This is a genomic window from Pseudomonas sp. VS40, assembly GCF_018587885.1.
Classification (GTDB): Bacteria; Pseudomonadota; Gammaproteobacteria; order Pseudomonadales; family Pseudomonadaceae; genus Aquipseudomonas; species Aquipseudomonas pergaminensis.
The window spans coordinates 641,433-661,695 of record NZ_JAGYWD010000003.1 but is presented as its reverse complement, the minus strand read 5'-3'; the positions used below and the strand labels follow the sequence as shown (position 1 = coordinate 661,695).

Here is a 20,263-nt window from a genome sequence, read left to right as displayed (position 1 = left end):
GGAGCTGGCTTGCCTGCGATAGCGATCTAAAGAACGACCGTGCGATTGGCGTTCAAAAACACCCGCCGCTCAATGTGATACCCAACGGCCCGGGCCAACGTCAGCCCTTCGATATCGCGCCCCTTGGCGATCAAATCCTCGGGGTAATGACTGTGATCCACCACCTCCACACCCTGGGCAATGATCGGGCCTTCATCCAGATCGTTGTTGATGTAATGCGCCGTGGCCCCCACCAACTTCACGCCCTTGTTGTACGCCTGGTGATACGGCTTGGCGCCCTTGAACCCCGGCAGCAACGAGTGGTGAATGTTGATGGCCTTGCCATCCAGCTTGCGGCACAGCTCCGGCGACAGCACTTGCATGTAGCGCGCAAGGATCACCAATTCCGCGCCGGTGTCTTCCACCACCTGCCACACCTGACGCTCCTGGGACGGTTTGTCGTTGGGGTCGAGGGGGAAATGGTAGTAGGGAATCTGGTGCCAGTCGGCCAAAGGTTTCAAATCGGGGTGGTTGGACACCACCGCGACCACGTCCATCGACAGTTGGCCGATACGCTGGCGGTACAGCAGGTCGTTCAGGCAGTGATCGGCCTTGGAGACCATGATCACCACTTTTGGCCGGTAGTTTGGCGCGGTGAGTTCGAAGATCATGCCGAAGGCTTCACCACGGGTGGCCAGGCCATCGCGGAAACCTTGTTCGTCAAAACCGTCGGGCTGGCGGAACTCCACGCGAATAAAGAACCGGCCCGAAAGCCGGTCATCGAACGAGTGGTGCTCGGTAACGTAGCAACCCTGCTCGAACAGGTAGCGGGTGACCGCGTCCACCGTGCCGAGCACGCTGGGGCAGTCGGCGGTCAAAATCCATGTATCGGGTGCGCGGCTCATGGGGCATTCCTCAGGCTTGGACGCTCAGGCCGAATTCGGCGGATGCATCCTGTAACCACAACCACCAGTAATCCGAGAAGCTGCGACGAATCACCAGCTCCCAAGTGTCTTCAGCCGTGTGGCGGATCACCAGTTGCGACTTGGCGAACACCGTGCCCACCGCCTTGCCCACTGGGAAGTTGTTGGGGTGCACGTCGTAGCTGGTGGATTTCATCAACACATCGCGCACATTCGGGCCGCTGAGCTCAAGGATCTGCTGGCCGCCGCTGACGTTGACGATCTGGATATGCAGGTCGCCCAGGGCCTCACGCAGGCTTTTCTCGGCGGCGAATTCTTCACCGCTTGGCACGATCAGCAACCACTCATCCGGGCCGAGCCACTGCAGGCTGGTTTCACCCTTGACGATCACTTGCAAGGCGCCGGGCAATTCGATGCCCAGGGCCTTGTGCACGCCCGCAGCGAAGGCTGCATCGTGGCCATCGCCACGAATGGTCAGGTGGCCCAGAAGTTTCTTTTCACGCACGGTCACGCCGGCGTTCTTGCGACCCTTGCCGACCAGGCTGGCGAGGTCGGCATGGTGCAGCGACGACTCGGCCTTGGCGCCGGTGGTGGGGCGTTGTTGGTAAACATTGGCTGCTGTCATAAAGCACCTGTTTGAATGCTGTGGTGTCTGTTCTGGCCTCATCGGGGGCAAGTCCCTCCCACATTTTTGAATTGTGAATCGATTCAAATGTGGGAGCTGGCTTGCCTGCGATGCAGGCACCTCGGTCTGTCAGATGTTCTGGCGATCGCCTTTGGGGTCGAAGAACACCGAGGACACAATCTCCGCCTCGATCACGCTGCCATCCGCTTGCGGTGAGAACACCCGCTCGCCGATGCGCTTCAAGCCACCCTTCACCACCGCCATCGCAAACGAATAACCCAGGGAGTTATGCGCATAGCTCGATGTCACGTGGCCGACCATCTTCATCGGGATCGACTGCTTCGGATCGAACACCAACTGCGCGCCTTCCGGCAGCCATACTTTCGGATCGACCGGCTTGAGGCCCACCAGTTGCTTGCGCTCTTCGCGCACGCAGTCTTCACGGTTCATGCCGCGCCAGCCGATCCACGAGAACGGCTTGGTGCGGCCGACGCACCAGCCCATGTTCAGGTCGTCCGGGGTCATCGAGCCGTCGGTGTCCTGGCCGACGATGATGAAGCCCTTCTCGGCCCGCAGCACGTGCATGGTTTCGGTGCCGTACGGGGTCAGGTTGTACTTTTGGCCGGCCGCGACGATCTGTTCCAGCACGCCCATGGCGTAGTCGGCCTGCACGTTGACTTCGTACGACAGCTCACCGGTAAACGAGATCCGGAACACACGGGCCGGTACGCCGCCGACCAGGCCTTCTTTCCAGGTCATGAACGGGAAGCCGTCCTTGTCCAGGTCGATATCGGTGACTTCCGCCAGCAGCTTGCGGCTGTTGGGGCCGGACAGGGTCATGGTCGCCCAGTGGTCGGTGACCGAGGTGAAGTACACCTTGAGGTCTGGCCATTCGGTCTGTTGGTAGATTTCCAGCCATTGCAGCACACGGGCAGCGCCGCCGGTGGTGGTGGTCATCAGGAAGTGGTTGTCGGCGAGGCAGGCAGTCACGCCGTCGTCGAAAACCATGCCGTCTTCCTTGCACATCAGGCCGTAGCGCGCCTTGCCCACATCGAGCTTGGTCCAGGCGTTGGTGTAGATGCGGTTGAGGAATTCGCGCGCATCCGGGCCCTGGATGTCGATCTTGCCGAGGGTCGACGCGTCCAGCAGGCCGACGCTGTCACGCACGGCCAGGCATTCGCGTTTGACGGCGGCGTGCAGGTCTTCACCGTTGCGTGGGAAGTACCAAGGGCGTTTCCACTGGCCGACGTCTTCAAACTCGGCGCCGTTCTTCACGTGCCAGGCGTGCAGCGCGGTGTAGCGCACCGGTTCGAAGATGTGCCCACAGTGACGACCCGCTACCGCGCCGAAGGTCACCGGCGTGTAGTTGGGACGGAACATGGTGGTGCCCATCTGCGGGATGGTCACGTTCAGCGAACGAGCGGCAATCGCCAGGCCGTTGACGTTGCCCAACTTGCCCTGGTCGGTGCCGAAACCCAGTGCGGTGTAGCGTTTGACGTGCTCGACCGACTCGAAACCTTCGCGGGTCGCCAGTTCGATGGCGGCGGCGGTCACGTCGTTTTGCAGGTCGACAAATTGCTTCGGTGCCCGTGCGGTTGGCTTGTCGTGCGGCACTTGGTAGATCGCCAACGTCGGCTCTTCCAAGCGGCTCAGGGCTTTCGGCAAGGTGCCTTCCACCGGGGCAAAACCGGCTTCGCTGGCCGCGCGCACGCCGCCTTCAAAACCGTCTGCCAGGGAATCGCCAAGGCCATAGACGCCGTTGATACCGCCGACGCACACGCGTTTCTGCGGGGCTTCACCGGGCACAAAACCGAGGATGTCTTCACGCCAGGTCGGCTTGCCGCCCAGGTGCGAAGCCAGGTGGACCACTGGGCTGTAGCCGCCGGAACTGGCCACCAGGTCACAGTCCAGCCACTCGCCTGGGCTGGTGACTTTATGCGCTTTCACATCAATCGCAGCGACGCGGGCGGCGGTGACGTGCTTGCTGCCACGGGCCTCGATCACAGCGCTGCCGGTGAGGATTCGAATACCTTTGGCGCGGGCTTCTTCAACCAGTGCGCCGCGTGGGTTGTGGCGTACATCAGCCACGGCCACCACTTGCAGGCCGGCGTCGAGCCAGTCCAGCGCAACGCGGTAGGCATGATCGTTGTTGGTCGACAGCACCAGTTTCTTGCCCGGCGCAACGCCGTAGCGGCGCACGTAAGTGGAGACGGCACCGGCGAGCATGTTGCCCGGCACATCGTTGTTGCCGTACACCAGCGGGCGCTCACACGCACCGGTCGCCAGCACCACGCGCTTGGCGCGCACACGATGGATACGTTGGCGCACCACACCAATCGGCGCACGGTCACCGAGGTGGTCGGTGAGGCGTTCGTGAATGGTCAGGAAGTTATGGTCGTGGTAGCCGTTGACGGTGGCGCGGGGCAGCAACACTACGTCCGGCAGCGCCTTGAGTTCAGCGATCACGCTGGCAACCCATTCCGCAGCCGGCTTGCCGTCGAGGCTTTCACGCGAATCCAGCAGCGAACCGCCAAACTCTTCCTGCTCGTCGGCGAGGATCACACGAGCACCGCTGCGGGCGGCAGCCAGTGCGGCAGCCAAGCCCGCAGGGCCGGCGCCGACGACCAGCACGTCACAGTGACGGTTGAAGTTGTCGTAGGTGTCCGGGTCGTTCTCGGTCGGCGAGCGGCCAAGACCTGCTGCCTTACGGATGTACTTCTCGTAAGTCATCCAGAACGATTGCGGGTACATGAAGGTTTTGTAGTAGAACCCCGGCGGCATCAGCTTGCCGCCGACCTTGCCGAGGATGCCCATCACGTCAGTGTTGACGTTCGGCCAGCCGTTGGTGCTGGTGGCGACCAGGCCTTGGTACAGCGCCTGTTGCGTGGCGCGCACGTTGGGAATCTGGGTGGCTTCGGTGGCGCCGATCTGCAGCACCGCGTTCGGCTCTTCGGCGCCCGCAGCGAAGATGCCGCGAGGGCGCGAGTACTTGAAGCTGCGGCCGATGATGTCGACGCCGTTGGCCAGCAGGGCTGCGGCCAGTGTGTCGCCTTCAAAGCCTTTGTAGCTCTGGCCGTTGAAGGTAAACGTCAGGACTTTATTACGGTCGATCCGGCCACCGTTGGACAGGCGATTGGTCTGGCTCATACCTTCTCTCCAGAGGCCTTGGCGGTGAATTGTGGCTTCTCACCGATCTTGTAGGTTTCAAGAATTTCGTAGGTCAGGGTGTCGCGGGTCGCGTTGAAGTACTGGCGGCAACCGGCGGCGTGAATCCACAGTTCGTGGTGCAGCCCGCGGGGGTTGTCGCGGAAGAACATGTAGTCGCCCCACTCTTCATCGGTGCAGGCATTCGGGTCCAGCGGGCGCGGGATGTGCGCTTGGCCGGAGGCGTGGAATTCCTCTTCGGAGCGCAGTTCGCCACAGTGAGGACAGAAGATATGCAACATAGGGAATTTCTCCTGTTAGTGGGCGACGGCCGCAGCGCCGTGTTCGTCGATCAACGCACCGTTGTGGAAACGGTCGATGGAAAAAGGTGCCGCCAACGGGTGCATTTCACCCTTGGCCAGGCTGGCGGCAAACACGTTGCCTGAGCCCGGCGTGGCCTTGAAGCCACCGGTGCCCCAACCACAGTTGAAGAACATGTTCGGCACGGGGGTCTTGGAGATGATCGGGCAGGCATCCGGCGTGGTGTCGACGATACCGCCCCACTGGCGGTTCATGCGCACGCGGGACAGCACCGGGAACATCTCGACGATGGCCTGGATGGTGTGTTCGATCACCGGGTACGAGCCGCGCTGGCCGTAGCCGTTGTAGCCGTCAATACCGGCGCCGATCACCAGGTCGCCCTTGTCGGACTGGCTGATGTAGCCGTGCACGGCGTTGGACATGATCACGCTGTCGATAATCGGCTTGATCGGCTCCGACACCAACGCTTGCAGCGGGTGGGACTCAATCGGCAGGCGGAAGCCCGCCAACGACGCCATGTGCCCGGAGTTACCGGCGGTCACCACACCGACGCGCTTGGCGCCGATAAAGCCCTTGTTGGTTTCCACGCCGATGCACACACCGTTTTCCTTGCGAAAGCCGATCACTTCGGTCTGCTGGATCAAATCCACGCCGAGGGCGTCGGCGGCACGCGCAAAGCCCCAGGCCACGGCATCGTGACGGGCCACGCCGCCGCGACGTTGCACGGTGGCGCCGAGCACCGGGTAGCGGGTGTTTTTCGAGCAATCGAGGTACGGGATCTCGTCGGCCACTTGCTTGGCGTTGAGCAGTTCGCCGTCCACGCCATTGAGGCGGTTGGCGCTCACACGGCGCTCGGAATCACGGATGTCTTGCAGGGTGTGGCACAGGTTGTACACGCCACGCTGGGAGAACATCACGTTGTAGTTCAGGTCCTGGGACAGGCCTTCCCACAGTTTCATCGCGTGTTCGTACAGGTGCGCCGACTCGTCCCACAGGTAGTTGGAACGCACGATGGTGGTGTTGCGCGCGGTGTTACCGCCGCCCAGCCAGCCTTTCTCGACCACGGCCACGTTGGTGATGCCGTGTTCCTTGGCCAGGTAGTAGGCGGTCGCCAGACCATGCCCGCCGCCACCGACGATGACCACGTCGTAGACCTTTTTAGGGGTCGGCGTGCGCCACATCTTCTGCCAGTTTTCGTGGTGGCTGAGTGAGTGCTTGAAGAGGCCGAAGCCCGAGTAGCGTTGCATAGTCATTACTCCAAAACCGCGCTCAGCGATAAACCGGGAAATCAGCGCACAGGGCAGACACGTGCTTGGCCACGTTGGCCTCGACGTCGGCGTCGCCGAGGTTGTCGAGGATGTCGCAGATCCAGCCGGCCAGTTCGATGCACTGCGGCACTTTGAAACCACGCGTGGTCACCGCCGGAGTGCCGATGCGCAGGCCCGAGGTCACGAAGGGCGACTGCGGGTCATTCGGCACGGCGTTCTTGTTGACGGTGATGTGGGCGCGGCCGAGGGCGGCGTCCGCCTCTTTGCCGGTGAGGCCCTGACGGATCAGGCTGACCAGGAACAGGTGGTTGTCGGTGCCGCCGGACACAACATCGTAGCCGCGTTTGATAAACACGCTGGCCATGGCCTGGGCGTTGTCGATCACTTGTTGCTGGTAGACCTTGAAGCCAGGTTCCTGGGCTTCCTTGAAGCACACGGCCTTGCCGGCGATCACGTGCATCAACGGGCCACCCTGGGCGCCGGGGAATACAGCAGCGTTGAGTTTCTTCTCGATTTCTTCGTTGGCCTTGGCCAGGATCAGGCCGCCACGGGGACCGCGCAGGGTCTTGTGGGTGGTGGTGGTGACCACATCGGCGTACGGCAGCGGGTTCGGGTACAGGCCGGCGGCGACCAGGCCGGCGACGTGGGCCATGTCGACGAACAGCAGCGCACCGACCTTGTCGGCGATGGCGCGAAAGCGTGGGAAATCCAGGGTCTTGGAGTAGGCGGAAAAACCGGCCACGACCATTTTAGGTTTGTGTTCCACCGCCAGGCGTTCGACTTCGTCGTAGTCGATCAGGCCGGTGTCGGTGTTGATGCCGTACTGCACGGCGTTGTACAGCTTGCCCGAGGACGACACCTTGGCGCCGTGGGTCAGGTGGCCGCCGTGGGCCAGGCTCATGCCGAGGATGGTGTCACCGGCGTTCAACAGGGCCAGGTACACCGCGCTGTTGGCGGAAGAACCGGAGTGCGGCTGCACGTTGGCGTAATCGGCGCCGAACAATTGCTTGGCGCGTTCGATGGCCAGGGCTTCGACCTTATCCACGTGCTCGCAGCCACCGTAGTAGCGCTTGCCCGGGTAGCCTTCGGCGTATTTGTTGGTGAGGCCGCTGCCCTGGGCTTCCATCACGCGTTTGCTGGTGTAGTTCTCTGACGCGATCAGCTCGATATGATCTTCCTGACGCTGCTCTTCGGCATTCATGGCCGCCAGCAGTGCGTCGTCATATCCCTGGATCTGGTCTTTTTTGCTGAACATCGCGTCTCTCCCAGCCTTTCGTATTGTTGAGGCCCGTGCAGGGCCCTTTGATGCGATGGTAGGGCTGGCGCAGACAGGTCAAATGCCTACGGACGCCACGCAAAGGTGCGTTTACGACATGGAATGAATTCTGCGACTCAGGCAAGGCTGTGGCGCAAGGCCAGCAGCAGCAGGAAATGCGCGGGATAGAGGGCATACGCCCAGCGGCGCATAGGCGGCGGGGAGGCATTTTTGGCATGTCGCAACAGGACCAGGCCGAGTGTTGGCGCAATCAGACAAGTGGCCAATCCCGCCAACGCGACAGGGGAGCCACTAGCGAGCAGAACCTGCCATTGATTGGCCGCGACGCAGACCACGCCCGGCAATACGCTGAAATACCAGGGACGACGGAACACCAGCAGCATCGCCAGTGGCAGCAATACACCGAAAAAACCGAACATCAGCTGCGTGGAAAACACCGCGGCAATCGTGGCCGCGATCAGCGCCAATCCGCGATCAAAAAGTACTTTCTGCTGCCATCCTCGGGCAATAAGCAAGCCCAACGCCAACGTCGGCAATACGTTCAATGTATCGGCATCATCGATAAAAAGTCGGTACGGCACTTCGCTGATTACGCTGAACAGTAACAGCCAGCCCAGATACCGCCACTGGCCGGTGACAGGTGAGTTTCTCGCCCGATGAAGGTTCGCCGCAATCGCCAGGCAAAACCACGGAAACGCCAGGCGCCCCGGCACATACAGGCCATCCAGGCTCAAACCGACATACCGCAGGTGGTCCAACACCATGCTCAACAGCGCCAGCCACTTGAGCAGATCCAGAGCGCCATCACGGACGCGTCCGACAGGAATCGTTTGAGTACCGTGCATAATTCCCCAGTGACTTTGCATTTACAGTGCGTGCGCACCCGCAACAATCTTGGTTACAGTGCGCACCAACATCGACCACAGGAATGGGCCATGACCGACAAGAGCCAACAATTCGCCAGTGACAACTATTCCGGCATCTGCCCGGAAGCCTGGGCCGCCATGGAACAAGCCAACCAGGGCCATCAACGCGCCTATGGCGATGATGAATGGACCCACCGCGCCGCCGACGGTTTCCGCAACCTGTTTGAAACCGACTGCGAAGTGTTCTTTGCCTTCAACGGCACTGCTGCCAACTCCCTGGCGTTGTCTTCGCTGTGCCAGAGCTACCATAGCGTGATTTGCTCGGAAACCGCCCACGTCGAAACCGACGAATGCGGCGCGCCGGAGTTTTTCTCCAACGGCTCCAAGCTGCTCACCGCCCGCACCGAAAACGGCAAGCTGACCCCCGAGTCGATCCGTGAGATCGCCCTCAAGCGCCAGGACATCCACTACCCGAAACCGCGCGTAGTCACGCTCACCCAAGCCACCGAAGTCGGCAGCGTGTACACCCCGGAAGAAATCCGCGCCATCAGCGTGACCTGCAAAGAGCTGGGTCTGAACCTGCACATGGACGGCGCGCGCTTCTCCAACGCCTGTGCATTCCTCGGCTGCTCGCCGGCGGACCTGACCTGGAAAGCCGGCGTGGACGTGCTGTGCTTTGGCGGCACCAAGAACGGCATGGCCGTGGGCGAAGCGATCCTGTTCTTCAATCACGAGCTCGCCGAAGACTTCGATTACCGCTGCAAACAGGCCGGCCAACTGGCCTCGAAAATGCGCTTCCTGTCTGCCCCTTGGGTAGGCCTGCTGGAAAACGACGCCTGGCTCAAGCACGCCCGCCACGCCAACCACTGCGCGCAACTGCTGAGCAGCCTTGTGGCAGATATTCCCGGCGTGGAACTGATGTTCCCGGTGCAGGCCAACGGTGTGTTCCTGCAACTCTCGGAACCAGCCATTGCGGCGCTGACCGCCAAGGGCTGGCGCTTCTACACCTTCATCGGCAAAGGCGGCGCGCGCTTTATGTGTGCGTGGGATACCGAAGAAGAGCGTGTAAGAGAATTGGCGGCGGATATTCGGAAAGTGATGGAGGCCTGAAACCACGGGCCTTCCAGCGGTGTTGCAGAGACTGTTTGTACGTATTTCTGACAGTATCTATCTACCCCCTGCGTTGGATAGGATTTCGTCACCCCGAACACACGGACGCGTTACTTCGGGGTTGACTGCCTGCCGAATGATCGGTCGGAAATGGAAATCCAGCAGAGGGTTACATCATGGAATATCAGAACAACGGCAACACCCTGCAAAGCGACGGCACGATCAGCACCACCGTCATTGATTGGGATGAATTCAGGAAACACGCAAAAGTCGGTGACACCATCCGAGAGCCATTAAAGACATTGAGGATCTACGAAAAAGCCTATGAATTGACAGCATCAGGCCAGCACTTTGTAGTCCATATCTACGCCCAATAACCGTTAGCGCCTAAGACCCGCGCCGCAGACTCATGACCTGAAACGCGGGACTGTTGATCGTTCCCACGCTCTGCGTGGGAACGATCATTGGTTAGAACTCGATGCGCACATCACCCTTCGGCACACTGCAGCACGACAGGATGTAGCCTTCGGCTTCGTCTTCCTCGGTGATCCCGCCGTTGTGGTCCATCTCGACCTCCCCGCCCAGCTTCATCACTTTACACGTGCCACAGATGCCCATGCCGCAGGCTTTCGGGATCAGCAGTCCAAGCTTCGCAGCAGCGGCATGCACGGTTTCGCCCGGTGCCACGCGAATGCTCTTGCCCGAGGCAATGAATTCCACCTGATGCAGGTCCGCCAAGTCGATTTCCGGCGCATCGGCGGCTTGTTCGGCCTGCTCCACCGCGTCTGCACGGGCTTCCGGCGGCGTGGCGCCGAAGGACTCCTCGTGATACCGCGCCATGTCGAAACCGGCCGCTTCGAGCAGGCGCTTCACCGCGTTCATGTACGGCGTAGGCCCGCAGCAGAACACTTCGCGCTCCAGGAAGTCCGGCACCATCAGTTCGAGCATCTTGTGGTTCAGGTAACCGCGATAGCCGGCCCATGGCTCACCCAACCCATGTTTCTCGCAAATCAGGTGCAGGCTGAAGTTGTCGATTCGCGACGCCATGTGCTCCAGCTCGCGGTGGTAGATGATGTCCTTGGGCGAGCGCGCGCTGTGGATAAACGTCATATCGACGTTGGCGTTGGTGTCGTAGAACCAACGGGCCATGGACATCACCGGCGTGATGCCGACGCCGCCGCTGAGGTACAGCACCTTCGGGCTCGGATAGTCGATGGCATTGAACAGACCTACCGGCCCGTGCACCGCCAGTTCCTGGCCTTCGTGCAGGGTGTCGTGCAGCCAGTTCGAGACTTTGCCACCCGGCACGCGCTTGATCGTCACCGAAAAGCTGTAGGGCACCGATGGCGAGCTGGAAATGGTGTAGGAACGCATGATCGGCTGACCGTCGATTTCCAGCTCCAGGGTGACGAACTGCCCCGGCTTGAAAAAGAACAGGATCGGCTGGTCGGCCATGAAACAGAACGTGCGCACGTCCCAGGTTTCCTGGATGACTTTGACGCAACGGACAATGTGCCGACCATTGGCCCAGGTCTGGGTGGTTACCGGATTCAGGAAATTGCTGGACATGTTGTTCTCCACCGCCGACATCGGCCTTATGGTGGCGATTCTGCGTAACGCAAGAACCACCCATTTACCTATCTGCGACATTCACATACTTATCGCGACCAGCCCCCAACGACCTAGGGTTGCGCGTCGGGATCAGATTGGGCCATGTCGCCCATGGATAAGGTTCGGCGCATCAGCGGCCCCACACTCGCTCCCAACACAGACGCTTTCTTTACGCCTTGCTGCAAACCTGATTAGCCACTTATCTCGGCCACACAGAATGGCCATGAGGACACACACGATGGACGTCACCGCAACCTTAAGCTTGGGCGATCCGCTGGAACCCGCACGCAAGGCCACCGCGCAAATGCTGCAAGAGCGCGAGCGCACGTTTTCGCTGCCACAGCCGTTCTACTCTGATGAGCGGTTGTTTGATATCGACATGCAGGAGATCTTCCAGAAAGAGTGGCTGATCGCTGGCATGACTTGCGAGATCCCCACAAAGGGCAACTACCTGACCCTGCAAGTGGGCAAGAACCCGATCATCGTGATCCGTGGCGCCGAAGGTGTGGTGCATGCCTTCCACAACGTGTGCCGCCACCGTGGCTCGCGCTTGTGCACCAGCGACAAGGGCAAGGTCGCCAAACTCGTGTGCCACTACCACCAGTGGACCTACGAACTGGACGGTCGCCTGCTGTTCGCCGGCACCGAGATGGGCGCCGACTTCGACATGAAGCAGTACGGCCTGAAGCCTGTGAATGTGAAGACCGCTGGCGGCTACATCTTCATCAGCCTGTCGGAGAACCCGCCGGCCATCGATGACTTCCTGTCGACGCTCAACCACTACATGGAACCGTACGACATGGAGAACACCAAGGTGGCGGTGCAAACCACCTTGATGGAAAAAGCTAACTGGAAGCTGGTGCTGGAAAACAACCGCGAGTGCTACCACTGCAATGCGTCGCACCCGGAATTGTTGAAAACCCTGCTGGAATGGGACGACGTTACCGACCCGCGCGCCGACCAGGCCTTCAAGGATCACGTCGCCGCCTCCGCCGCCGCCTGGGATGCCGAGAAGATTCCTTACGCCCACGCCAGCTTCGGCCTGCGTAACCGTATCGTGCGCATGCCGCTGCTCAAGGGCACCGTGTCGATGACGATGGACGGCAAGCAGGGCTGCGCCAAACTCATGGGCCGCATCAAGAACCCGGACCTGGGCTCGATGCGTATCCTGCACCTGCCCCACTCCTGGAACCACTGCATGGGCGACCACATCATTGTGTTCACCGTGTGGCCGATCAGCGCCCAGGAGACCATGGTCACCACCAAGTGGCTGGTGCACAAGGACGCCGTGGAAGGCGTGGACTACGACCCGGCGCGCATGCGCGAAGTGTGGGACGCCACCAACGACCAGGACCGTCGCCTGGCCGAAGAGAACCAGCGCGGCATCAACTCCACCGCCTACCAGCCTGGCCCGTACTCCAAGACCTATGAGTTTGGCGTGGTGAACTTTGTGGACTGGTACAGCGAGCGCATGCTGAGCAACCTGGGCGCCGCCCCCGCGCCGTACCTCAAGGGCGTTGCTGTTCACGAATAACCCCCACCCCCGTAGGAGCCGGCAAGCCGGTGCCTACGGGGGTGCGTTGTTCAAGAATTGATCGATAGCGTGCTAAGCCTGTCTTTACCTGCCCTCCAGCCTTTACCCAACAACTTATCCACAAAGCCACCCACAGCAATTGTGGGCAAGTACGTCTCCCGCCCGAAATTAAATCAAGAAAATCCGTGACTTATTCAAATGGATCGGTTTGAACACTCATTGATCATTTATTAACCAATACATCGAAAGCTCCGTAATACGTGGCGTGTAGCGGTACGCGAACACCTTATCCACAGAAGCACCAACAGACTTTGGGGGCAACTTAAACAGCGCTGTGGAAAACCACCTCAAACCTTCATAAATCGTGGTTTACAGGGATTTTAATCAGCAAAAAAGCCAAATTGGTCAGATTTTAATCAATCCTTTGAAAGCCTTTATTTATAAGGCCTGTAGCCGAGAGCGAACACGTTATCCACAGAAGCGCCAACAGAGTATGGGGGCAAGTCCGCCAGGTAAACCGCACAGGCACAGCAAAAAACCCAAGTAAAAACCGTCAGTTAGCCTGGTTATTTTTCGTACAGAGGGCTGCAGGGCTTGATTTTCAGGGGGTGTGGACAACCGCGAACAGGTTATCCACAGACGGGTCAACAGGGATTGTGGGTAAGCCACCCACATGCCCCTTCAATCAGCGTACGACGCCTTCCTCAACCAGCAGCTTGAGAATCGCCTCGGCACCCGCTTGCGGGCTAAGGCCCTTCAGCACTTGCCCGCCGCCGCCACTGGCCTTGGCCGTGGCGGCCTTCATACGGTCCGCACCGCTCTTGGCCTTGATCACCTTGAGGCGCTTGGGCCGTGGCTTGGCCGGCTGCAGCACGGCGCCTGTGAATAACTCGTCTTGTTCGATTTCAACTTCATGGGCCGCCAACTCACCGCGTTGCGCCGGGCCATAGGCGCTCTGCCGGGGTTTGGGGGCGGCGTTATCCACCGTCGCCAGGAACGGCAAGCGTACCTTCAGGCGACGCCGCTGGCCGCGTGGCAAGGCTTGCAGCACATGGGCCACGCCACCTTCGATGGATTCCACCTGCGCCAGCCCCACGATCAGCGGCCAGCCCAATTGTTCTGCCAGCAGGAACGGCAACATGCCCGAGCCTTCACCGGTTTCGGCCTGGCTGCCGGCGAGCACCACCTGGGCACCCGCATCGCGCAGGTACTCGCTGAGCACCGGCAACGCATCGCTGCCCGCCGGTTGCTCCAGCACATGCAATTGCGGCAGGCCCATGCCCAGGTAGCTGCGCAGGGTCGGTTCGGCGATGTTACCGGCGTGCAGCACCTGCAACTTATCACCAGCCATTTGCAGGCCCAGCTCCACGGCTCGCGCATCCTGCTCGGCACGGCGCGGGCGCCCGGAAGTCGGGTGGGCGCCGATGGACACCAGGCTGATTACATTCGTGGACATGGCCATCTCCTTAAGCTGCATCGCGCTTGGCGCCGTTGCGGTAGGCCTCGACCGCAACGATCAAGGCTTGCAGTATCGCGGCGCTTTCGCCAATCACCGACAGGTCGGCACGCTTGATCATGTCGCAACCAGGGTCGAGGTTGATTGCCACTACTTTGTCGCAGGCGCCAATGCCCTGCAGGTGCTGGATCGCCCCGGAAATGCCCACGGCCACATAGACCCGCGCCGTGACCCAGGTGCCGCTGGCGCCGACCTGGCGATCACGCGCCATGAAGCCATCGTCCACCGCCACCCGCGAAGCGCCTTCGGTGGCGCCCAATGCAGCGGCAGTCTGGTGGAACAGCGCCCAGTCCTTCACGCCGTTGCCGCCAGAGAAAATAAACTCTGCCTCGGCCATGGGAATCGCCGCCGGGTCCACCGCCACCGCGCCGAGGTCTTCGATGCGTGGCAGGCTGCGCGCCAGAGCTGTGGATAACTCCACTGGCAGCACTTCGTGACGGGTTTCGCTGACTGGCTCAGCGCATTCTGCGGCAGCCAGGATCAAGCGCGGCAGCGGCCGCGCCAAGTCTTCCTGGCCAGCGCCGGCGCGGCCGATGCACTCGTCGCCCTTGATCTGCCACACCCGTGTGGCCGGGCGTTCCTTGAGGCTGGCGGCAAAGCGCCGACCCAGTTCGCCGCCACCGCTGCGGCTGTCCGGCAGCAACCAATGACGCGGGTTGAACTGGTTATCCACAGCGCGCAAACCTTGTACCCGCTGTTCCGGTGAATAACCGTCGAACTCATGGCCTTCCAGCACCAGCAGACGGTCGACGCCAGCGGTAGCGAACGCGCTCTCCTTGTGTTCGCCAAACACCACCGCCAGCACCGCACCCTCGCTGCCGGCGAGCTGCCGCGCCAGGCCCAGCAAGTCGCGGTCGTGGCTGCTCAGGCGGCCACCCACCATGTCCGGCACCACGTTGATGTAGAACGCCGGCGCAGGCACCTGGTGCAGTGGCAACTGAACCTCCACCGCCGCGGTGCGCTTGGCTGCCCCGCCCTGCTGGGCGCCGCTGCGGTCGATGCGCTTGATGCCGTTGGGGCCGATAAAACCGACGCCATGTACATTCTTGCGGATGACGCCGTTGGGTCCCATCCAGCTGTGTTGTACCGGCTGCATCGCCGCGTGCAGCGGGTGCAGGCGGTTGCGGGCGATCCATTCGGCCCGTGGGTCGCGGCGGATAATGTCGCTCATTAATGCACCTCCGCAGGTTCACGCTTGATGGGAGCTTTGGTAGGCGCTGCCTCTTCAAGTAATGCGTCGGCCACCAGCTCGGCAATATCCTTGATCAACGGTCGCGGCTCGACCACGCCTTCCAGCATCGCCGTGCACTGTGGACAACCCACGGCCACCAGCTCGGCGCCGGTTTCGCGGATGTCTTCCATGCGCATATCGGGGATCCGTTGCTTGCCGGGAATGTCGGTAATCGGCGCCCCGCCACCACCGCCGCAGCAGCGTGAACGGAAGCCCGAGCGTTGCATCTCCTTGACCTCAATGCCCAGCGCCCGCAGCACTTGGCGCGGCGCCTCGTACTCGCCGTTGTAGCGCCCCAGGTAGCACGGGTCGTGATAGGTCACGCTGTTGCCTTTGTGTTGGCCCAGGTTCAGCGCGCCCTCGCCGATCAACTCGGCCATGAAGGTGCTGTGATGCTGCACGAGGTAGTTGCCGTTAAAGGCGCCGTACTCGTTCTTCAGCACGTGGAAGCTGTGCGGGTCGCAGGTGACGATGCGCTTGAAGCTGTACTTGGCCAATGTCTGGATATTGCGCGAAGCCAGCAACTGGAAGGTCGCTTCATCGCCCAGGCGACGGGCCACGTCGCCACTGTCGCGCTCCTCCAGGCCGAGCACGGCGAAGTCGACCTTGGCTGCTTTCAGCACTTTGACGAATGCGCGCAAGGTCCGTTGGTTACGCATGTCGAAGGCGCCATCGCCCACCCAGAACAGCACCTCGCAACTGCCCTTGTCGCTGAGCAGTGGCAGGTTCAGATCCGCTGCCCAGTTAAGGCGCCCACCCGGCGCGAAACCGCCAGGGTTGTCGGTGGCGATCAGGTTTTCCAGGACTTCGGCGCCCTTGTTCGGCGTGGCGCCCTTTTCCAGGGTGAGGTGGCGACGCATATCGACGATGGCGTCCACGTGCTCGATCATCATCGGGCACTCTTCCACGCAGGCGCGGCAGGTGGTGCACGACCACAGGGTCTCGGCGTCCACCAGGCCGTTGACGATGGGCTGGTGCGGGTTGCCGCTGTGTTCGCCGATCGGTTTGCCTGGATAGGGGCTACCGGCGAACTTGGCATCCGTGCCACCGGCCAGGCCAACGACCATGTCCTGGATCAGTTTTTTCGGGTTCAGTGGCTGGCCGGCGGCGAACGCCGGGCACGCGGCTTCGCACTTGCCGCACTGCACGCAGGCGTCGAAGCCGAGCAGTTGGTTCCAGGTGAAATCCTTGGGTTTTTCCACGCCCAACGGCGCGGTTTTATCGCTGAGGTCCAGCGGCTTCAACCCGGTGGAACGGCCACCGCCAAAGCGTTCGGCGCGACGGTGCCAGGCCAGGTGCAGGGCACCCGCGAAGGCGTGCTTCATCGGGCCACCCCAGGTCATGCCGAAGAACATCTCGGACACGCCCCACAGCACACCGACACCCAGCAACGCGGCCAGCAGCCAGCCGCCGAAATCAGCCGGCAGGATGCCCGCCACCGGCAGTGTCACCAGGAAGAAGCTCACCGAGAACGCCATCAGGCTTTTCGGCAGGCGCATCCACGGGCCTTTCGACAAGCGCGCCGGCGGATTGCGCCGACGCAGGTAAACGAATGTGGCGCCGACAAACATCAGCACCGAGGCCAGTAGCAAGGCGTAACCGAGGATGCGGTTATGCAGGCCAAAACCGTGCACCAGGATCGCTAACAGCGCCGACAACACAAAGCCCAGCGCGGTAGCGACGTGGGTGTTGGCGATGTATTTGTCGCGGGCGACCACGTGGTGCAGGTCGACCATGTAGCGCTTGGGCATGGCCAGCAGGCCGCCCAGCAGGTCGACCTTGGAAGCACGGCCACGGCGCCACATGTTCACCCGGCGCAGGGCGCCAAGGACGGCAAGCCCCAGGGCCGCGAACAAGAGGATAGGAAGCAAGGTGTTCAACATGGTGAAGCTCCCAAAGACCACACAGGTCCTGTATGGGAGTCGGCTCACTGTGGGAGCTGGCTTGCCTGCGATGGCATCGCCTCGGTATCACTCAAAACCGAGTCGCCTGCATCGCGGGCAAGCCCGGCTCCCACACTGATCAGCTCCCACATTTAGATCGAGTACACAGTGGTTCTGTGGTTTTCTAGAAATCCTTGCACAAGCGCAGGGCGTCATAGATCGCAGCATGGGTATTACGCTGCGCCACACAATCGCCAATGCGGAACAGCAAGTACCCGTCACCCGCCTCGCTCAAGCACGGCTGCGGCTTAATCGCAAACAGCGCTTCAACGTCGATCTGGCCCTTGTTGCGCGAGCCTTCCTTGAGCGCGTAGTAGATGGCTTCATCCGGACGCACGCCGTTCTCCACCACCACCTGGTCAACCACCCGCTCCTCTTTGGCGCCGGTGTATTCGTTCTCCAGCACCGCCACCAGCTTGTCGCCCTCGCGGTAGACCTTTTCCAGCATCATGTCGCCGGTCATGATCACTTCCTTGGGGTACATGCTGCGGTAGTAGGTCGGGAACGACGTACCGCCGATGGCCACGCCCGGCTTGATATCGTCGGTGACGATCTCGACCTGGCTGCCTTTGTCCGCGAGGAAATCCGCCACCGACATGCCGGTGAATTCGCAGATGGTGTCGTACACCAGCACGTTTTTACCCGGTGCCACCTTGCCGTCGAGCACGTCCCAACTGCTCACGACCAAGCCTTCAGCCGCGCCCCAGTGTTCGTTCTGCTCGACATTCGGGTGCCCGCCGACCGCCAGTACCACCACGTCCGGACGCACGTCCAGGATAGTGTCGGCATCGGCGGCCACGCCCAGGCGCAGGTCGACCTTCAACCGTGCCAGTTCCAGTTGGTACCAGCGGGTGATACCGGCAATCTGGTCACGTTGCGGCGCCTTGGACGCCGTGGTGATCTGCCCACCAATAAACTCTTTTTTCTCGAACAGGGTCACGTCGTGACCACGTTCGGCTGCCACGCGCGCAGCCTCCATCCCGGCCGGGCCGGCACCGACCACCACAACCTTGCGTTTGACGCCGGTGGTTTTTTCGATGATGTGCGGCACACCCATGTATTCACGGGACGTCGCGGCGTTCTGGATGCACAACACATCCAGGCCCTGGTACTGGCGGTCGATGCAGTAGTTGGCGCCGACGCACTGCTTGATCTGGTCGATCTGGCCCATCTTGATCTTGGCGATCAAGTGCGGATCGGCGATGTGTGCACGGGTCATGCCGACCATGTCCACGTAGCCGCCTTCCAGGATGCGCGTGGCCTGGTTCGGGTCCTTGATGTTCTGCGCGTGCAGCACCGGGACCTTGACCACTTCCTTGATACCGGCAGCCAGGTGCAGGAACGGCTCCGGTGGGTAACTCATGTTGGGGATCACGTTGGCCAGGGTGTTATGGGTATCGCACCCCGAGCCCACCACGCCGATGAAATCGAGCATGCCGGTGTCGTCGTAATACTTGGCAATCTGCTTCATGTCCTCATGGGACAGGCCGTCCGGGTGGAATTCGTCACCACACAGGCGCATGCCCACGCAGAAGTCATCACCCACTTCGGCGCGCACGGCTTTCAATACTTCCAGGCCGAACTTCATGCGGCCTTCAAAGGTGCCGCCCCATTCGTCAGTACGTTTGTTGACCCTTGGGCTCCAGAACTGGTCGATCATGTGCTGGTGCACGGCGGACAGTTCCACCCCGTCCAGGCCACCGGCCTTGGCGCGCCGTGCGGCCTGGGCGTAGTTGCCGATCACGCGCCAGATTTCTTCCGGCTCGATGGTCTTGCAGGTGGCACGGTGCACCGGCTCACGCACGCCGGACGGCGACATCAGGGTAGGCCAATTGAAGCCGTCCCAACGCGAGCGACGGCCCATGTGGGTAATCTGGATCATGATCTTGGCGCCATGCTTGTGCATGGCGTCAGCCAGGTTCTGGAAGTGCGGGATAATCCGATCGGTCGACAGGTTGACCGAACTCCACCACTCCTGCGGGCTGTCGATGGCCACCACCGAGGAACCGCCGCAGATTGCCAGGCCGATGCCGCCCTTGGCTTTCTCTTCGTAATACTTCACATAGCGGTCGGTGGTCATGCCGCCGTCGGTGGCGTACACCTCGGCGTGGGCGGTACTGAGCACGCGGTTACGGATGGTCAGTTTGCCGATCTGGATCGGCGCGAACATTGCTTCGAAAGCCATGGCACGGTCCTCGGCTTACAACGGCTTGACGGTGAACAGGCCGTCATCGTGGCCCTCTTCGGAGCCTCCGTAGACTTGTTCGGCGACGGTGCGGATCTGGCTGCCGCGCGCTTGCAGAATCTGGTCCATGGCACCGGCAAACCAGCCGGTGAACATGTAGTCCACTTTGCGCCCGACCTTGCCGTACACGTAGACGAAGGCCGAGTGTTCGAGCTTGACGCTGGCGGTACCTTTGTCGAGGTCGATGTCCTGGATCTTGAACAGGCCCCAGCCGCGTTGCGACAGGCGCTTCATGTAGTGCTCGAACACCGCGACGCCTTCCAGGCCGTGGCATTCGGCTTCTTTTTCACACCAGTGCCAGGCGGATTTGTAGCCGGCCTTGTAGAGGATCTCGGCATAGGCATCGGCGCCCAGCACTTCTTCGATACCGATGTGGTTGTTGACGAAGAAATGGCGGGGCACGTACAGCATCGGCAGGGCGTCGGAAGTCCAGACACCGGTTTCGCTGTCGACTTCGATAGGCAATTGCGGGGCGATCTTGGCCATGGAAATTTAACTCCAGAAAATTCGTTTTCAGTGCTTAGCAAAGCTTTTGCTTCGCTCTTATAAACAAGCCGTGTGAATGACTTTGGAGCCGTAGCGAGCACGTCGAGAGCAAGGAAGGACCGGAGCGACAAGCGAGACAGTACGGAACGTACGGCGAGTTTGGCGCGAGGACCTGACGCAGCTAT

16 protein-coding genes are annotated in these 20,263 nt (G+C 61.3%); 3 read left to right on the top strand and 13 right to left on the bottom strand.

What is annotated here, in order from left to right; translation table 11 throughout:
- Positions 1–26: 26 nt before the first annotated feature.
- From purU to KHP07_RS12160, 7 genes are all read right to left on the bottom strand, one after another.
- Positions 27–884: a formyltetrahydrofolate deformylase gene (gene purU / locus KHP07_RS12190; protein WP_016977808.1), complete on the bottom strand. Its 858-nt coding sequence runs from the start codon at positions 882–884 to the stop codon at positions 27–29.
- 10 nt (positions 885–894) lie between these two features.
- Entirely contained in the window at positions 895–1,527 is a 633-nt protein-coding gene (locus KHP07_RS12185) for a sarcosine oxidase subunit gamma (protein WP_099493075.1), read from the bottom strand.
- A 129-nt stretch (positions 1,528–1,656) separates the two neighbouring features.
- On the bottom strand, positions 1,657–4,674 hold the full coding sequence (locus KHP07_RS12180; protein ID WP_078050479.1) for a sarcosine oxidase subunit alpha: 3,018 nt from the start codon (positions 4,672–4,674) through the stop codon (positions 1,657–1,659).
- Positions 4,671–4,973, bottom strand: coding sequence for a sarcosine oxidase subunit delta (locus KHP07_RS12175; RefSeq protein WP_010207083.1), 303 nt, complete (start codon positions 4,971–4,973; stop codon positions 4,671–4,673). Before KHP07_RS12175 ends, KHP07_RS12180 begins: the two co-directional genes overlap by 4 nt.
- 15 nt (positions 4,974–4,988) lie before the next feature.
- On the bottom strand, positions 4,989–6,239 hold the full coding sequence (locus KHP07_RS12170; protein WP_010207084.1) for a sarcosine oxidase subunit beta: 1,251 nt from the start codon (positions 6,237–6,239) through the stop codon (positions 4,989–4,991).
- Between the two features lie 22 nt (positions 6,240–6,261).
- The gene (gene glyA / locus KHP07_RS12165; RefSeq protein WP_078050481.1) at positions 6,262–7,515 is read right to left on the bottom strand and encodes a serine hydroxymethyltransferase; all 1,254 of its coding nucleotides are present in this window, start codon (positions 7,513–7,515) and stop codon (positions 6,262–6,264) included.
- A gap of 137 nt (positions 7,516–7,652) precedes the next feature.
- Positions 7,653–8,381, bottom strand: a complete 729-nt coding sequence (locus tag KHP07_RS12160) for a TraX family protein (protein WP_214497245.1) — start codon at positions 8,379–8,381, stop codon at positions 7,653–7,655.
- A gap of 90 nt (positions 8,382–8,471) precedes the next feature.
- On the opposite strand from KHP07_RS12160, the gene KHP07_RS12155 reads away from it, so the two are divergent.
- Complete coding sequence (locus KHP07_RS12155; RefSeq protein WP_078050483.1) at positions 8,472–9,512, top strand: threonine aldolase family protein; 1,041 nt, start codon at positions 8,472–8,474, stop codon at positions 9,510–9,512.
- A 176-nt stretch (positions 9,513–9,688) separates the two neighbouring features.
- On the top strand, positions 9,689–9,889 hold the full coding sequence (locus tag KHP07_RS12150; RefSeq protein WP_078050484.1) for a hypothetical protein: 201 nt from the start codon (positions 9,689–9,691) through the stop codon (positions 9,887–9,889).
- A gap of 91 nt (positions 9,890–9,980) precedes the next feature.
- On the opposite strand, the gene gbcB is transcribed toward KHP07_RS12150, so the two are convergent.
- The gene (gene gbcB, locus KHP07_RS12145; RefSeq protein WP_078050485.1) at positions 9,981–11,081 is read right to left on the bottom strand and encodes a glycine betaine monooxygenase reductase subunit; all 1,101 of its coding nucleotides are present in this window, start codon (positions 11,079–11,081) and stop codon (positions 9,981–9,983) included.
- Between the two features lie 280 nt (positions 11,082–11,361).
- Between gbcB and gbca the strand changes: the two genes are divergently transcribed.
- Positions 11,362–12,657 carry a glycine betaine monooxygenase oxygenase subunit gene (gene gbca / locus KHP07_RS12140; RefSeq protein ID WP_078050486.1) on the top strand — a complete coding sequence of 432 codons (1,296 nt, stop codon included), beginning with the start codon at positions 11,362–11,364 and terminating at the stop codon, positions 12,655–12,657.
- 685 nt (positions 12,658–13,342) lie between these two features.
- On the opposite strand, the gene etfB is transcribed toward gbca, so the two are convergent.
- The 5 genes from etfB to KHP07_RS12115 all read right to left on the bottom strand — a co-directional run bounded on the left by etfB (position 13,343) and on the right by KHP07_RS12115 (position 20,078).
- Positions 13,343–14,113, bottom strand: a complete 771-nt coding sequence (gene etfB / locus KHP07_RS12135) for an electron transfer flavoprotein subunit beta (RefSeq protein WP_214497244.1) — start codon at positions 14,111–14,113, stop codon at positions 13,343–13,345.
- 10 nt (positions 14,114–14,123) lie between these two features.
- Positions 14,124–15,344, bottom strand: a complete 1,221-nt coding sequence (etfA, locus tag KHP07_RS12130) for an electron transfer flavoprotein subunit alpha (RefSeq protein ID WP_214497243.1) — start codon at positions 15,342–15,344, stop codon at positions 14,124–14,126.
- On the bottom strand, positions 15,344–17,287 hold the full coding sequence (gene dgcB, locus KHP07_RS12125) for a dimethylglycine demethylation protein DgcB (RefSeq protein ID WP_078050489.1): 1,944 nt from the start codon (positions 17,285–17,287) through the stop codon (positions 15,344–15,346). The genes etfA and dgcB overlap by 1 nt, the downstream gene beginning before the upstream one ends.
- A gap of 184 nt (positions 17,288–17,471) precedes the next feature.
- Positions 17,472–19,532, bottom strand: a complete 2,061-nt coding sequence (gene dgcA, locus KHP07_RS12120) for a dimethylglycine demethylation protein DgcA (RefSeq protein WP_099493080.1) — start codon at positions 19,530–19,532, stop codon at positions 17,472–17,474.
- A gap of 15 nt (positions 19,533–19,547) precedes the next feature.
- Entirely contained in the window at positions 19,548–20,078 is a 531-nt protein-coding gene (locus KHP07_RS12115) for a DUF5943 domain-containing protein (RefSeq protein WP_016977793.1), read from the bottom strand.
- Positions 20,079–20,263: the final 185 nt, after the last annotated feature.

Bases quoted from the DNA above. Each gene is read 5' to 3' on its own strand.
- purU (WP_016977808.1), bottom strand. From the start codon at position 884: ATGAGCCGCGCACCCGATACATGGATTTTGACCGCCGACTGCCCCAGC.
- KHP07_RS12185 (WP_099493075.1), bottom strand. From the start codon at position 1,527: ATGACAGCAGCCAATGTTTACCAACAACGCCCCACCACCGGCGCCAAG.
- KHP07_RS12180 (WP_078050479.1), bottom strand. From the start codon at position 4,674: ATGAGCCAGACCAATCGCCTGTCCAACGGTGGCCGGATCGACCGTAAT.
- KHP07_RS12175 (WP_010207083.1), bottom strand. From the start codon at position 4,973: ATGTTGCATATCTTCTGTCCTCACTGTGGCGAACTGCGCTCCGAAGAG.
- KHP07_RS12170 (WP_010207084.1), bottom strand. From the start codon at position 6,239: ATGCAACGCTACTCGGGCTTCGGCCTCTTCAAGCACTCACTCAGCCAC.
- glyA (WP_078050481.1), bottom strand. From the start codon at position 7,515: ATGTTCAGCAAAAAAGACCAGATCCAGGGATATGACGACGCACTGCTG.
- KHP07_RS12160 (WP_214497245.1), bottom strand. From the start codon at position 8,381: ATGCACGGTACTCAAACGATTCCTGTCGGACGCGTCCGTGATGGCGCT.
- KHP07_RS12155 (WP_078050483.1), top strand. From the start codon at position 8,472: ATGACCGACAAGAGCCAACAATTCGCCAGTGACAACTATTCCGGCATC.
- KHP07_RS12150 (WP_078050484.1), top strand. From the start codon at position 9,689: ATGGAATATCAGAACAACGGCAACACCCTGCAAAGCGACGGCACGATC.
- gbcB (WP_078050485.1), bottom strand. From the start codon at position 11,081: ATGTCCAGCAATTTCCTGAATCCGGTAACCACCCAGACCTGGGCCAAT.
- gbca (WP_078050486.1), top strand. From the start codon at position 11,362: ATGGACGTCACCGCAACCTTAAGCTTGGGCGATCCGCTGGAACCCGCA.
- etfB (WP_214497244.1), bottom strand. From the start codon at position 14,113: ATGTCCACGAATGTAATCAGCCTGGTGTCCATCGGCGCCCACCCGACT.
- etfA (WP_214497243.1), bottom strand. From the start codon at position 15,344: ATGAGCGACATTATCCGCCGCGACCCACGGGCCGAATGGATCGCCCGC.
- dgcB (WP_078050489.1), bottom strand. From the start codon at position 17,287: ATGTTGAACACCTTGCTTCCTATCCTCTTGTTCGCGGCCCTGGGGCTT.
- dgcA (WP_099493080.1), bottom strand. From the start codon at position 19,532: ATGGCTTTCGAAGCAATGTTCGCGCCGATCCAGATCGGCAAACTGACC.
- KHP07_RS12115 (WP_016977793.1), bottom strand. From the start codon at position 20,078: ATGGCCAAGATCGCCCCGCAATTGCCTATCGAAGTCGACAGCGAAACC.